This window comes from Atopomonas sediminilitoris, from assembly GCF_022601735.1.
Taxonomy (GTDB): domain Bacteria; phylum Pseudomonadota; class Gammaproteobacteria; order Pseudomonadales; family Pseudomonadaceae; genus Atopomonas; species Atopomonas sediminilitoris.
Genome location: NZ_JAKUMM010000009.1, coordinates 38,559 through 53,478, shown reverse-complemented (window position 1 = coordinate 53,478; position 14,920 = coordinate 38,559). Strand labels below are relative to the sequence as shown.

Annotated in this window: 9 protein-coding genes and 1 pseudogene; 1 reads left to right on the top strand and 9 read right to left on the bottom strand. The window is 57.6% G+C overall.

All coding sequences use genetic code 11. The annotated features are described in order from the left end of the window. Positions 1-2: 2 nt before the first annotated feature. The 9 genes and pseudogenes from MKI83_RS14415 to MKI83_RS14375 form a co-directional block, all read right to left on the bottom strand. A complete protein-coding gene (locus tag MKI83_RS14415) occupies positions 3-2,891 on the bottom strand; it encodes a toxin VasX (protein ID WP_241587744.1) in 2,889 nt (962 codons plus the stop codon). Continuing rightward, the gene (locus MKI83_RS14410) at positions 2,888-3,451 is read right to left on the bottom strand and encodes a DUF4123 domain-containing protein (RefSeq protein WP_241587741.1); all 564 of its coding nucleotides are present in this window, start codon (positions 3,449-3,451) and stop codon (positions 2,888-2,890) included. Before MKI83_RS14410 ends, MKI83_RS14415 begins: the two co-directional genes overlap by 4 nt. Further along, positions 3,448-4,461 (bottom strand): annotated as a pseudogene (tssI, locus tag MKI83_RS14405) (type VI secretion system tip protein TssI/VgrG); the annotation flags it as partial. The pseudogene tssI and the gene MKI83_RS14410, both read right to left, overlap by 4 nt. A 50-nt stretch (positions 4,462-4,511) precedes the next feature. Next, positions 4,512-5,609, bottom strand: coding sequence for a DUF6708 domain-containing protein (locus MKI83_RS14400; RefSeq protein WP_241587739.1), 1,098 nt, complete (start codon positions 5,607-5,609; stop codon positions 4,512-4,514). Positions 5,610-5,620: 11 nt separating this feature from the next. Continuing rightward, positions 5,621-8,941, bottom strand: a complete 3,321-nt coding sequence (locus MKI83_RS14395) for a toxin VasX (RefSeq protein WP_241587736.1) — start codon at positions 8,939-8,941, stop codon at positions 5,621-5,623. Further along, entirely contained in the window at positions 8,938-9,825 is an 888-nt protein-coding gene (locus tag MKI83_RS14390; protein ID WP_241587734.1) for a DUF4123 domain-containing protein, read from the bottom strand. The genes MKI83_RS14395 and MKI83_RS14390 overlap by 4 nt, the downstream gene beginning before the upstream one ends. Then, positions 9,818-11,887 carry a type VI secretion system Vgr family protein gene (locus MKI83_RS14385; RefSeq protein WP_241587731.1) on the bottom strand — a complete coding sequence of 690 codons (2,070 nt, stop codon included), beginning with the start codon at positions 11,885-11,887 and terminating at the stop codon, positions 9,818-9,820. The genes MKI83_RS14390 and MKI83_RS14385 overlap by 8 nt, the downstream gene beginning before the upstream one ends. 55 nt (positions 11,888-11,942) lie before the next feature. After that, positions 11,943-12,230: a PAAR domain-containing protein gene (locus MKI83_RS14380; RefSeq protein ID WP_241587729.1), complete on the bottom strand. Its 288-nt coding sequence runs from the start codon at positions 12,228-12,230 to the stop codon at positions 11,943-11,945. An 11-nt stretch (positions 12,231-12,241) separates the two neighbouring features. Beyond that, positions 12,242-12,760, bottom strand: coding sequence for an Hcp family type VI secretion system effector (locus MKI83_RS14375; RefSeq protein ID WP_071871082.1), 519 nt, complete (start codon positions 12,758-12,760; stop codon positions 12,242-12,244). A gap of 587 nt (positions 12,761-13,347) precedes the next feature. On the opposite strand from MKI83_RS14375, the gene tssA reads away from it, so the two are divergent. Further along, entirely contained in the window at positions 13,348-14,910 is a 1,563-nt protein-coding gene (tssA, locus tag MKI83_RS14370) for a type VI secretion system protein TssA (protein ID WP_241587727.1), read from the top strand. Positions 14,911-14,920: the final 10 nt, after the last annotated feature.

Sequence of the window (14,920 nt, the reverse complement as noted above, 5' to 3'; positions counted from 1 at the left end):
GGTCAGCTCAGGTCGATAATGATTGGCGGCAAAAACAGGCCTTCGATGGGCTGATAAATCAGCGTGCCGCTAATACGTTTCAGGCTAAGGGTATCGCTTTCATGGTAGGCCTTGCGCAGGCGTATACCGCCGCCGAGTTCGGGGGTGATACGCGAGCCCACATCAGGGTCGAAGGGTATTGGGTCTTCTTCGCCCCAAACCAGTGGAATGCAGGTGCCTTTGGCTGGACTGAAGTTAAGCAAACCGCTTTCACGCTCCCATTCTTCGCTGCCGCTAAAGCTCAGCATGCCTTGGGTGTATGCCTTTTGCCCAGGCAGTATCAAAAACAGGCGGACTTCCCTGACAGGTTCAAACGTACGTGGGTCCCTGTCCGTCCAGCGCTTGAGCTCCATCTTGACCGGCATCACCATTTGATAAAACGCGATCATGCTTTGTTCATAACTGCCAGACCAGTCGGCGGGGCGAATGCCAAAGCGGGTTTGCTTCACCCAGCCCTCCAGCGGAGTGTCCTTGGTGTACCACATAGCAATCAAACCACCGAGGATGGTGATAACCAGACCCAGAGTTTGCGCCAGTATTGGTGCCGGGATAGCGGCGGTACCGCGGCCGATGGCGACGGCATCACCCGCGATCACCGCTGCACGGGCAATACGCAGGGCGCGGAACATTTGCAGGGAGACGCGCATATACGCCAGGTTGGCACCACTCAACCCCACCTGAATCGCCGCACTGTCGAGATCGCCGGCATTGTAGGAGTCCAACGCTTCCCAACCGAAATATGCAGCGTCAACCCCTGCTGTCACCGCTTGTAGAAGCATGGTAGCTGCACCCCTACCAAGTGCGCTTGCTAACAGCTTTTGGGCTGTCGGATTGAATTTGCCGGCAGCGTTGGTATGGGCTTCCCACTTCACATCAGCCATTTTTTGGACAACGGCCGCGATGGCTGTTGCACTCGCCAGCCCCGCACCGACTGTGGACACTAGATTCTTACTGGTACCATCTGCCCACAAAGCACTTCCGCTCTTATACAAATTCCACGTCGCCACCAGCGCAATCAGCGTCTTTAGCGGCGCTTCGTCCATAAGCTCGCCAATATTCTTGGGCATCTCAAACTGTGCGGCCTGGCGTGGCAGTGGCGGCAGGTTAGGGGGCGAAGACGGTGCTGTTTTCGCAGGTGAATGAGGTACTTCGCTGCCATAGCCTGGGCCAGGATGTGGTGGCGCAGGTTGTGGCTTTGGCACCACACGCAAGTGAGGAATACCTGCCTGTACGTGCTTGGCAACTGGTGCGGGTGTCGGTGGCATGCCCGGTTTGCCTGCGCCTTGGCGTGCGGCGCGGGCTTCCTCTGCTTCAAGCCGCTGCAGCTCTTTTTGCCAGCGACGCCGCTGGCCCTTGTTATGGGCCTGATTCATCTGTTCGGTGAGCCATAGCATGCTCTGCCGCTGGCTCAAATCCATCACCTCCAGGCGTTGCTGGCTACGCGTCAGCATCGCGATCATCAAGGTCATCGCCGCTTGGTTGACGTGCTCTGTCAGGGTGCGCAAGTGGCCACCGAGCACCGGTGACATGGCTGCGCTAAGGGCTTCGCCGGCTTTCGCTAACGACAAACGCTGTAGCTTGTCAGCCCCCTGGTTAAGGGCTGCGACTAACGTTATGGCGCGTGCAAGATTCTTGACCTCAGATGTTATCGGTTCAACGTTTTCCGGTACGTGCAACAGTTGCTTGAGTTCGCCGCCGCCGATGCGCTGGGCCACGCCAAGTACCGCCCACACCAGCCAAGGCTTGCCGGTGGTGCTGGACTCCGGATTGAGCGCTTGTTCGATAACTTTTACACCGATGCCAGTAGCGGATGGTCCCAAACAGGCGGCCGCAAAGCTGGCCTCCAGGGCATCGCGAGCATCGGGCTGAGTAATATCGAAATGCCCACAGGCCGTTTCCAGGCTACTGGGGCTGTTCTGCCCCAGGGTGGTGAACCACTCAGCCCAGAGCGAGACGAGTCGGCGACGGTCGGCGTCGATGGCATCGGCCTCGGTTTTCTGCTCTTTGAGCACCCGTTGCAACCTTGGATAATCGGTACTGCTCGGTAGCTCCTTGCGCAGTTGCTCGTCACCTTCGCTGAGTGATTGCAGGGTGGTAGCGATAGCCCACTCGTCGCGACGGTAATGACAGAGCTTGTCATACGCCTTGTTGCGCGCCCTCAACAGCCCCGCAAGGTCCAGCAGCACGCCCCAGGGGTCGTCGACAATGCCATAGTGCTGCTGTTCGCAGCGCTGCATCCGGTGCAACCTTGGGTCGTCAAGCTTCCAGAAGCGTGGGTTGGGGGCACAGCTCCAGCTGTAATTCGACGGGGCAAGATCGCCGATCTGTCGATGCACAGCCGTCACCTGACCACTCAGGGGCGCTGCACCGGGAATAATTTCACGCATGATGCGTTGGCGCACATCCGCTTTAGCTTTAGCAGCAGCGAACTGGCTGTCACTCCAATTTACCGGTGACCACACCATCATCGCGGGGGTTCCGGCGGGCAGCATCAAATAAGCAGCACCTCTCTTATCCAGCACGGGCCCGCCGCGAGGTGTCTGCTGCAGATTGCTGCCCTGGACTTGATACTCGCTCAGTTGCTTGAGCTCGCTTTGCCAGACATATAACCAGCCATCACGCAGTACGCGTGGTACATAGCCGATAGCGCGTTCGCCCAGCACTGGATGGTCCGGCCCAAGCTCCGGGAAGTGACCAGTGATGTCCGGCAGGCCAAGGCCTTGTGCATCGATACTGGATGGCAGGTTCTGCGGGTCTATCGGCCCAATCGCATAACGCAGCGGCAGTACCGCGGCTAGTAATGGGCAGCTGGCGGGGGTGAAATTGGCAGGTGCCGTTACAGCCTGGTTCATGCGGCCGTCTCCTTGGTGCTATCCATGTCTTGAGTCAGTGCTTCCAGCAGCGGCCAATCCAGAACCACCTGAGCTTTCAGGCCGTTCTCATGGGGCGCGCAATCGAGGTCAGGGGCATCATTGCCCCATGCTTTGAGGGGGCCCTGCTCATTGCGCAACCAGACGCCTGAAATACCATGCCAGAAGCCCGGCGGCCATGTAGCGCCGGCTTTCCAGGCCAGGCGCAGCGGACGTGCATCGGCTAGGCGCAGCCAGAACTCACGGCCATCCGGGGAATGAATGCGCAAGCGCCGCTGCAAGCTGGCGCACAGTTGGTCGATCGGCAAGGTCGTTTCCAGCCATAGACCTTGTTGTAACTCTGCCAGCCCAGCCGCCCAATCGCGGTGGAGCGCACTGCCAGCCGGCGCACCCAGCAGAATGGGTCCGATGTCCATCAGTGCTTCGTAGGGTGTTTCAAGCAAGAGTGGGCGCGGCTGGTGTTCGGGATAGTGTTGGTACAGCCAGGGCAGGACGTTCTCGATTGCCGTCCCGTCGATCAGCATCGCTGCGCTGGTGTTCATTTCGCCGCTTCCGCTTTTTTGGCCGCATCACAGACTTCGCACACACCTTTGCTCGCATGACGGAAAACCAGGCTCTGCTTGGCCAAAGCTTCGAGCGGCACACCCGGCACATCCGCATCCGCCTGTTTTGCCACCCCCGGCAGAATAGGCGCTGCCTCTGAGCCTTTGCCGGGGCTGCCGCCGGAGTTGATTTTGATCAGTGGGCCGACCAGGGTGATGCCACTGGCGTCGAGTTTGATAAAGCTGCCGGCGGCTTTGAAGGTGAGTTCGCTGCCGGCTTCGAGCACTACTTTGTGGCCGCTAGAAAGGTGGATTTCTTGTCCAGCCTGGATGAACTGGCCGCTGCCGATCTTGATGTGCTGGTTATTGCCCACGGTGAGGTGGTCGCTGGCTTTGACCTCGGTTTTGCGCGGTTGCACGGTGGTGCGGTGTTCTTCGCCGCGAATCTCGGTGTGGCTGTTGGCTTCTACGGTGTCGTGCCGTTCGTGGCCGATGCGGATCTTCTGGTCGTGCTCGATGTTCTCGTCCCAGTCGCGCTGGGCATGGATATAGATCTGCTCGGCACCCTTTTTGTCTTCGATGCGCAGTTCGTTGTAGCCTGCGCCACCGGGGCTAGAGAGGGTTTTGAACACGCTGCGGGTTTTGTTGGCCGGCAGATCGTACGGCACTACGTGTTCTTTGTGGTACAGGCAGCCGGTGATCAGCGGTTGGTCGGGGTCGCCTTCTAAGAAGGTCACTAGCACTTCCATGCCGATGCGCGGAAGGGTAAGGGCGCCGTAGCCATCGCCGGCCCAGCCGGTGGCTAAGCGCAGCCAGTAGCTGGTGTGCTCGTCGGCTTGGCCTTCGCGGTCCCAGTGGAATTGCACCTTGATGCGGCCGTATTTATCGCAGTGAATTTCTTCACCTTTGGGGCCGGTGACCACGGCGCTTTGACTGCCGAGGATGCATGGCTTGGGGTGCTTGAGTGCGGGGCGGAAGGGCACGTCCCACGGGGTGGCTGTAGCCCTAGACGCTTCTAGATGGGTTGTTGTTTGTGTCCAAGCGTGAAGCCCTTAGGCAGTCACGGACTGTCTGCGTGTTCGTTGTGCGTTTGATGGGGTTGTTTGTTGGCTTGGTTGAAATAGTCCTGAAAGCTTTGCCCGTTGGCGAAGGCTTTTTCGATGGCGGCAGATTGGACGAGAAGTTCGGCGCTGGGTTTGGCCCACTGTTCAGCAGGCAGCGGTTGTGACCATGCTGTAATGCTGTCTGGCATGGCTTTCATGCTGTAGCGGTGATCCCACTCGGCGACCCAATAGGGGAAGCGCCACCAGGTGACGATGTTGCACAAGTACCACCAAGGGACGCTAATGGCTGAGGTGTAGCCGTCGCGATAATTCTCGTGCACTGATTGGCGCTTTTCATCAAAGGTGTGCAGGCCTTCGTAGGGGGCCGTACCTGGGCAAAATTCGGGGCCTTTTTCCATGTATACACGAATGGCCTCCCATTTGCTGAGGCCGTGGATCGGCGTCATTACACCTTGATTAAACACATGAGTGAGGCCCGTGGCGGCTTCGGGGAAGGCGATGCCGAAGGTGTAGGTGCTCATGATGGCTTCGCCGGTCGTGCCTGTGCTGGTGGAGACCCACGCGGCTACCTTCTCCCACGGGCAGATGATTGGCTCGTCGGAGCGCTCAAGGAAGAAGCACACTTCGCGGCGCTGGCGGTTAAAGCGGATCGGACGGGTTTGGGCTTTTTGCAGTGTGGTACGAATAACGACGGTGCCGCCTAAAATGGCGGCAAAGCTGCCACCGCATAATGCAAGCGTAATAGCTGTTGGAAGAATCCAGTTTACATGCTCTAGAAAGGCGCGCTTATGAGAGTCAAATAAAGACATAGAACCTACAAGAAACGGGGCAATGATTAAGCACATTATCAACATGCACATTACCCCCCAAATCATGAGCTGAGCTTGAAAGGCTTTATTAAAGTTGCTTTGTCCGACATCTAGGTAAGTTTCGTTTACCTCGATAAAGCTGCCGCCAAGGTCCATGGCCTGGCTGCCGGTAGGTAAAGGTAGTGGGGCGAAAAACAGCGCTTGACCCGTGGCGAACTGACGTACCTCGCCAGCGCAGGGCGGCTGTTGTTTGAGGTCAAGGGCGTGTTCGTTGTTGTCGGTCATTGAGTTGCTCATTAAGACTTGCTGGGCTCATCGATTAGTGCGTCGCGGGTCAGCGGCAGTATAGGGGCATCCGGGTTGCGTACCCGCAGAAGAGCGACTTCGGCCAAGGGTCTTGCCTCGTGAGCATTGAGGGTTAGGGTTTCAAAGCGCTTGAGCTGCATGGTGGTACTGCCTGGTAGAGCTGGGTAGCGCACTTCAATGCCCAGCCCGTGCTGGGCATTGGCTTCATTGGGGAAGAGTTCTAGGCTTAAGCGCAGAGGCTCGTGGGCTTGGCTTAGCGGTTTTAATTGGTAGAGCAGTGGCTCGGTCCAAGGCTGCCAGTGATTACGTTGCATGTCGGTAAGCCAGTAAGCAGCGATATGTATGTTGCTGTCATCTAATTCGGCGGTGAGTACGCCGGGCAGTTGCAGGGTTAGCTGGCCTGAGCCGTGAGCTTGTAAGGCGGCGCTGGGTGCGTTAGTGATAGCAGCAAGGCGTTGATGCTCCTCACTTAAAGGGCGCCCGGCATTGCTTTCCCCCCATGGGCCTTGCTGTAACCACTGGTCGATTTTGCTGAGGTTATTGCGGTTATAGAGCCACTCGCCGCCCAGCTGCAGGGCAGTTAGCGCCAACCCTACTAAGTTGACCCGGGCGGCAATGCTGACTAAGCGCCCCCCAGCAGCGGCCCAAGCCGCTGCGCGTGCCTGCTGAGGGGTCTTGAGTACATCGATAACAATGCCGCCACTTCGATAGAAGGCCCAGCCGTTCAAACCGACCTGCCCGGCATCCCCCAGGCTGCTCATGGTTGCGCCGGTTAACATGCCTGCATCGCCTCGGCGTAAGCCCTCACTGAGCTTTTCGATGCTGCCCTTTAAGCTGAGCGCGGAGGCTGCGGAGCTAAATAGATAGGTTGGAATTCCAAAGCTGGCAGTCAGCCTGCCGATTCTTGCGGCTATGCGCAATTTGCCAGCGGCGCTGGCGTAATTATTAAAGGCGACGTTAAGGCTAGTCACGGCAATGCCCTGTGCCGCCGCAAAGACACTGGCACTCATCGAGAACAGTGCATTAAAGAAAGAAGCCGCATCCGCAGTTGTTCGGTCAGTTTTGTCTGCAAACTCTGTCGCTACCACAACAAAATTTCGAATCTGATAAACCGCCACTGCGGATGCAAACACATCGGCGCCAGCTGAGCTAAAGACGGCATTGCTCAAGCCTTTGAAGGACCGTTTGTGGCGGTAGTCGTCGGCCATTCGCTGGAACTCAGCGACTTGCGCTGTGTTCAGCCCCTTAATGGTAAAGCCTGCTTTGCTTGGGCCATCGCCTATGGGGCTTAGGGCGGCGGCGACTTTGCTTTCTAAGGGCTGCAGGCTTTGCTGCAAGCTTTTGCGTGCGGCAATCAAGTCGCGGTGAGTGCCTTTGGGGGCTCTGCCGCGCCGCTCGAGGGCCAAGGTTTGGCGAATCTGGTGCTTGTAGGCAGTTAGCTCACGGCGTAGCTCGAGCAGCTTCTGTGAGTCGCGAGTAAAGGCTTGGATTTGGCTAGCGGAGGCAAACTCTGCGGTGATGCCGCCTTGCTTAAAGGCCCGAAGTACGTCCAGCCACGCCGCCTTAGGCAGTGCGCGGAGCACTTTGCTGGGGTCGAACGGCGCGCCTGTGCGCACAGCGTTAAGTGCATTATCCAGCGCGGCGGCCAAACTGAGTTGTTTGGCTGGCTCGTAGGCGGTGTTGCGCAACTGATTGAAGGTGATGGCGTCGGCGCTGAGGTGAAAGACGTGCGGTAGTTGGCGCTCGATCAGACTATTGAACTGAGCACTGAGCTGCTGTGTGCCGCTACGGTCGTTATTGGCCATGGCTGAATCGCGCAGCCCTTTGATCAGGCCAGCAATTTTTGTTTGCGCGTCGGCTTGATTCGTGCGGCTTAAGGTATAGAAGCCGGGCAGACTCAGCTCGGGATGTTGGTTGAGCAGGCTGGCCAGTGCATCGGTGGCTTGGTCGGTGCGGCAGATATCCTTTAAGCAGGCGTATTCGGTGGCTAGGGCTGCCTCTATCTGTGTGCTGGAGCGCGGGTCGAAATACCAGGCAGCCTGGTGGAAGCGCTTGGCGCTGAGTAGCGCTGTACGGTCTTCGCTGATGAGGTCAAGGCGTTCATTCCAGCGCTGGAGGTGTTTGCGCTGCTCGGCTAAGAAGACCTCCATTTCGCGGCGATGTACCAGGTCACTGATGCCGCGTTGACCAAATTTAGCGCCGTGCAGGGTGTCTTTGGCGTGATCATCGAGGCTGTCGATAAGGTCGGCATACCGCTCGTACAGCGGTCCGCCGAGGCTTTGCTGCATCCGCAGACGGGCAGCCCTGGTACTTGCGGCCTTTTGTGCGGCGCCGCCACGGCCTACTTGGCTGCTGGGGCGGTGCTTTTCGTTCAGGTAGTCGACAATGCTTTGTCGTTGCGCGGCGTTGGTGTCTTTTTGCAGCTGGGAGAAGCGTGGGTCCTGCGTTGCTGCCTGAAGAAGTTTGGCTTCGTCGAGGTGGTAGAGGCGCTCGATGTAAGTGCCGATGACGTATTTCTTTTCGATTTCGGCATCGTTGCTCCAACGGCTGATCCACTCAACCACGGCATCTTGATGCTCGGCAAGATCACGCATGACGCCGATATCGTCGCGCACCAGCAAATAAAGATGATCGTGCTGGTAGTTAGGGTTGAGCTGCCTTTCCAGTTGGCCAAGGGCCGTTTTGCGAAAAACCGTTGCCTGCTGCCAAAGGTAGTCTTGTTGCTCGGCGGCGGGGATATTGGGGTCGGGCTTGGCGGCCGGTTCGGCGATTTCGGCTAGCCACTGCGCTGTTTGCTCGCGAGTTAATAGATTGCCGCCTGCTGCTTGGCAGCGCGCGCTTTGCATGAAATGTTGGCGCTCTTGCCGGTGCTTGAGGACTTGCGCGCATTTGGCGGCAGTCCATTGGACTTCACTGTAAGCCACGTAGAGGTGAGCGTGGCGTGGGAAAATCAGCTGTGCAGGGCCAACTGAGGTGGTGCGGGTATCGCTGGTAACTTCACTGTTATTCCATAGCAACTGGCTGATCAAGCCTTGCTCGATGCGGTACTCATGCAGGATAGGCTGGGGTTGTTGCTCGACAATCACGTATAGCCAGCCATCGCGTAATAGGCGGATACCCAGTGGGCGAGCCTTTAAGCGGTAGGGCATGGCCAATGCCTGGCCTGGGTCATGGCGCTCAACGATGGCGTAGCGCAGTGGCAGCAACTGAACCTTGGCCTTGAGTAGCGGGCAGGTGGCCACGGCTTGTTTGGCATCGTTGCAGTTGGCGCTGGCATGGTTGGGGTTGCGTGGAGGTTGCTGGGCCGTCATGCAGAAATTCCTTTTCGTGCCTGAGCTCTATCTTGAGCGATTTGCGCCGCGCGTTCGATGCGTTGCAATGGGCTTTGCGAACTTGTTTGCAACACAAGCGCTGCTAAATCGGCATGTTCGCTGAGCGCATGCTCGCCTAAATAGGCAAACACATTGGCATACAGCAGGATTTCGCGTTCGCTGGCAAAGCCTTGCGCGTAGGCTTGTTCGGCCAGCTTGCGGGCCTGCTGGCGCTGCTCGCGCGTGTCGAGGTGTTGGCGATATTCGGGAAAGTAGTCGGCTAGATGTTCGTCTAGCTTGAGGATGGTTTGCCGGAAGCTGGCTTCGCCTAGAGCGTCTAGCTGCGCAGCGCTCAACAGATAGTTGGCTTCGTGGCGGTGTTTGGTTGGTGTGGTTTGACGTTTGTGCCGGTGCCATTGTTTGAGCTCGGTATTGGGAATGAGCAGCTCAGTGAATGGCCCAAAGAGAGGTGGCTCGCTGGCTTCTGTGAGCGCCAGTGCGTGAGCTACGGCGGGCTCGGCAAGGCGCAGGAGCAGCTCTTGATTATTGGTGGCATCGACGTGAAGTAGCCAGCGCAGGTGGTCGAGTTGATCGTGCCATGGGGCATTACTAAAGAGCAGGTAGCCCCATTCTTGATCGGCAAGCGGGCTCAGCAGGTTCAGTACGGGGTCGTTTATGCTGTCTAGGCGGATGAGCGCTGGCGAGATGTCGCTTAGTTCAGCCAATGGAGTATCAAGGAAGAGTGGCTCGAACTGAGGGTTGTCATACCACTGGTATAACTTGGCATACAGATCGCTCACGGTGACGCCATCTAATAGCAGTGCCGCGTGGCTGTGCCAGGGTAGCTCGCTGGGCAGGGCGGGCCATAGTGCTTGGTTATTCATGGGGGGGCTCCTGCATCGCCTGCCTGCACTGTGGGCACAGTGGTTTCTTTTGCAGCAACGCTTGGCGGAGTGTGGGCAGGAGAAGTTCGCCCGCCTTATCCGCATCGGCTGCCTGCACCTTGCCAGGCAACAGCGGTTTGGCCCCCGAGCCTTTGCCGGGGCTGCCGCCGGAGTTGATTTTGATCAGTGGGCCGACCAGGGTGATGCCGCTGGCGTCGAGTTTGATAAAGCTGCCGGCGGCTTTGAAGGTGAGCTCACTGCCGGCTTCGAGCACTACTTTGTGGCCGCTGGAGAGGTGGATTTCTTGCCCGGCCTTAATGAACTGGCCGCTACCGATCTTGATGTGTTGGTTGTTGCCTACGGTCAGGTGGTCGCAGGCTTTGACCTCGGTTTTGCGCGGTTGCACGGTGGTGCGGTGTTCTTCGCCGCGAATCTCGGTGTGGCTGTTGGCTTCTACGGTGTCGTGGCGTTCGTGGCCGATGCGGATTTTTTGGTCGTGCTCGATGTTTTCATCCCAGTCGCGCTGGGCGTGCAGGTAGATTTGCTCTTGGCCTTGTTTGTCTTCGATGCGCAGTTCGTTGTAGCCCGCGCCACCGGGGCTAGAGAGGGTTTTGAACACGCTGCGGGTTTTGTTCGCTGGCAGGTCGTACGGCACTACGTGTTCTTTGTGGTACAGGCAGCCGGTGATCAGCGGTTGGTCGGGGTCGCCTTCTAAGAAGGTCACTAACACTTCCATGCCAATGCGCGGCAGGGTAAGGGCGCCGTAGCCATCGCCGGCCCAGCCGGTGGCTAGGCGCAGCCAGCAGCTGGTGCGCTCGTCGGCTTGACCTTCGCGGTCCCAGTGAAACTGCACTTTGATGCGGCCGTATTCATCGCAGTGAATTTCTTCACCTTTGGGGCCTGTGACCACGGCGCTTTGGCTGCCGAGGATGCGTGCTTTGGGGTGCTTCAAAGCTGGGCGGAATGGCACATCCCACGGCGTGGCGATAAAGTGGTTACGGTAGCCCTGCTCAAACGTGTCGCCACTGGCCTTGCTGCCATGGGAGGAGGCATTAAGAATGTCAGTGCTTTCTTCCAGCACCTGGGGCTGCTTGCCTTCGTGGCGGATGCCGGTCAGCAGCCAGCGCTGATTAAGATCGGCGCGCGGGTGCTTGGTAAGTGGCAGCAGGTGCCCGCTGATCAGTAAGGGTTGGTTGCTATGCCCGTTGGCTTGTTGGTAATCGGCGCGGTGGCGCTCTTGGGCCAGTTGGCTGAGCTGCTTGCCGCGTGAGCGCTCGGTAAAGCGTGCGGGGTAGTCGTAATCCTCAAGGTCTGGCTCGCGGCGCTGGTCATTCGGTTGGAAAGCTGCCTCCATCAGCAGGCGTGGTTTCTCGAAATCGTAATCACGCCGCGTTACGCGACTAGTGCGGCTGGCAACACGCAGGGCAAAGCGGCGGATCACCGGGGTGTCGGCGACCAGGCTGGAGTCTTGTAAATACGGCTGTGCAGGTAGATCAATAAAGCCGCTTTGATCATCGCCAAGCACTAAGGTGTGGCCTTCTGCGGTATGGCGGAAATGGTAATGAATACCTTCTTCTTCGCACAGGCGCTGCACAAAGTGCAGGTCGGATTCGTGGTACTGCACGCAATACACCCGCGGCGCATAGCTGGCATTCAGTTGCCACAGCACATCGGCGCCTAGGATGCCGTGCTCGCCAAGCACTTGGCTGATGATTTGCTGCACGGTGAGCCGTTGAAAAATGCGCAAGTTGTTGCGCAGTGCAAGATAGCTGAGCTTAGGCTCGATACGTAGGCGATAGCGGGTTAAGCGTTGGCCTGCGTCGCCTTGCGAGGCACTGTGAACTTGGCCATGAACGCCCTGGCCTTGAGGGTTAAACGCAAGGAAAGCACTTTGGTGCAGGAGTTTTTCCAGATCCCACGCGGGGTTTTCGCTGACCAGCTCGATGTCAAACCGATAGGGGCTGTTTAGCGCTTCTTCGCCGCTGAACGACAACACCTGAAAACCGTGGGTTTGCCCAGCAATCTGCAGGGAGAAATGCGTGTGGTTGGCGGGGTCGAACATCCTTTGTTCCTTGCGTAAAAAAAGAGTAGGGCCAGGCAAGCCTGGCCCTGTGGGCTTAACCAATCAGTACGTTGGGTGAGCCCTGCACCATGACGCCGCCACAATTGACGGCGTCGCCGACGCGCCCAGCGGGTAAGTTATTGATCAATACCGTGCCGCTGCCAACGGCCAAGGCCCGACCATGCGGGGCGTGCGCGGGGCAGCCATGCACAGCCAGTGGGTCGCCGAGGCGTAGCGCCGGTAGGTTATTAATCAACACATTAGGGCTGGCGGCGATGACGGCGGTGGGGCCGCAGGCATCATGGCCGCTGTCCTGATCGCCGAGGCGTCCTGCCTTAGGCATTACAACGCACCTTAAGCAGAGATCGGCGTGCGCCAATCGTCAGAACCGGAAGTGCCAGACACTTCGTGAGTCCAAACGATCTTGCGGTAGGTCAGGTACACGTCTTCCAAATGGGTGAAGTGAGCTTGGCCTGGGTCTTGGCAGTTAGGCATGCGCGACTGCACGTCAACGATGATCGCGTCTTCCAGTTCGATGGTGTAGTAGTGCTCTTGGGTGCCGGTGGAGGAGGTGCGGTACCACTCGATACGGCACTTCTTCATGCGCTCACCAGAGGTCAGGGCGTTAAAAATCAGCGGCGAGCTCTTGTCGAACACCTTGGTGATCATCAGCGGCTTGTGCACGCGCTGGCCGGTTGGCTGGCCAGACTGCGGGTCGCGCGGAATGATCACTTGGTGGTTGAAGGCTTGCACCAGAATCTGGTCTTCGTGGCCTTCTTGGAAAATGTTGCCGACAGAGCCTTCGGTGAAGGTGCCGGAAGTGAGCAGACCTTGCTTTTCGCCTTCGATGGTCATGTACGCGGGTGTTGGCATTGGCTATCTCCTTGCCTTGGGTGAATGGGCGTGATTGCCCAAGTGGCAGGGTATTAGCGAAAGCTGTGCCAACTTTATGCGGGCCTTTGTTTATCCCGCTTATATAGGTTTATTAGGCGTATATAAGTTGAGCGTAATTACAAAGTGCGCAGGCTTTTGCGCAGTTGCTGTGTAATTTTTACCGCAGGTAGTGGGTGTGACGGGATATTGTCGTCAAATAAAATCTAGTGCGAACTGTGTCACGATAGTGCGAGCGTCGCATGGCCGTTAGTTGCGCATTAATAATTGTGAGTCTGATCGCATATTTGTGTTTGTTTTTGGGGTGGCAGGCAGGCTTATCGGTGTCTGATTATTTTTTAACTTATTGAAATATAAAGATTTTTTTAAGATTAAAAGACGTTTTGTCGTTGTTTCTGAGTAAGTTTCAGGTATGCGATCTGGGGTTGTTTTGTCGCGAGGTCAGGTCTAGCCTTGTGCCACTTTATTTTTGCGCAGTTAATTGCCGTTCGTAGGTGTTAGTTGCGGGATTGTTCGACAAAACATATCTGCATTATTTATACGGATATAAGTGTGAGGATTGTCACGGAATGACATTCGCCTCGGCGTGTTTAAATCGTTGTCTCGATATTGCCAAGCATCCTGTCACTACGGCGCAGTTCGCTGGTGATGATGTCCGTTATAGCCCTGAGTTCGAGAAGCTTGAAACGGAGTTGGCTAAAGCGGGTTCGCTGCAAGGTGCGGGCAGTATCGATTGGGCCAGCGTGATCGATGGCGCTGAGCTGCTGTTGCGCGAGCAATCCAAAGACCTTCGTGTGGCTGCTTGGTATATCTGGGGCTTGTATCAGCGCGAGTCGTTCGCCGGCCTGCAAGGCGGCATCGCATTATTGCATCACCTGTGTACTCAACACTGGGCTGAACTGCACCCGCGCAAAGAGCGCACCCGCAGCGCGCCGCTGACTTGGCTGTTTGGTCGGCTGGAAGCGGTGCTTACCGACGATATTCCGCTGCGCAATAACCAAGCTTTATTTCGCCAGCTCAGTGAACACCTGCAAGCCCTAGATGCCTGTTTTTCTGAGCGCTTGGGCGAGCAAGCGCCGTTGTTGCTACCGCTCAATCGTCGCCTTAAAGAAATGCTTAAGCGTAGCGAGCAAAACCAGCCAGAACCTAGCGCTACCGAGGCTATGCTGGCGCAGGTTAAACAAGCGGCCAGTCAACTGATTAACCCAGCAACGCCGATTGATAATGAACGTGACGCGCAAAAGTCGCTGCGCGCGTTGCAAGACGGCAGCCGCAGTCTGTGTGGTTATTGGCTGAAACAAAAAGCCAGTGACGTGCGTCCCCTGCGTTTGGCGCGCAGCTTGCTGTGGCTAGGTATCGATAGCCTACCTGAGCGTAACGCCGAGGGCGTGACCAGTCTGCGCGGAGTGCCGGCGGACAAGCTCGCCAGCTATCGAGAGCGCCTAGAGCAAGAAGCGTTCGCTGATCTTTTGGTCGACCTTGAGGCCAGCGTGGCGCGTGCACCGTTTTGGCTGGATGGTCAGCGCTTGGTTTGGGAATGCCTAGATGGACTGGATTGCGCGCTTGCTTGCCACGAAGTGGAAGTGCAGCTGGCCCTTTTGCTCAAGCGCTTTCCTGATTTGCCCACGCTGAGCTTTCACGATGGCCAAGGTTTTGCCGATGGCGAAACGCAAGCGTGGATCGCCGCACACGTACTGCCGCATACCCAGCGCGAGGCACCAGCCAGCAGTCGCTCGCCCGACGCGCCTGAGCAACAAGCGGCGTGGGAGCTGGCCCTGCAAGAGGCGCTACAGCGCCTGCGTAAAGACGGTTTAAAAGTCTGCGTGCAACTGCTCAAGCAGGGCATGCAGCAAGCGCACGGCGGCCGCCAGCGCTTTCACTGGCAACTGGCCATGGTGCGCCTGTGTATGCAGGCGAAGAAATACGACCTGGCCAAAACGCAACTTGAAAACCTAGATCAGGCGTTGTGCGACAGCGGCATTACGGCGTGGGAGCCGGAATTGGCGCTGGATGTGCTGCGCTTGCTGCACAGTTGCTGCGAGCTGTTACCGCAAAACCATGCGGTGCGCGAACGCAGGGATGAGGTTTACCGCAGGCTGTGCCACCTCGATTTGGAAGTGGTACTGGACTAACCCACAAGGA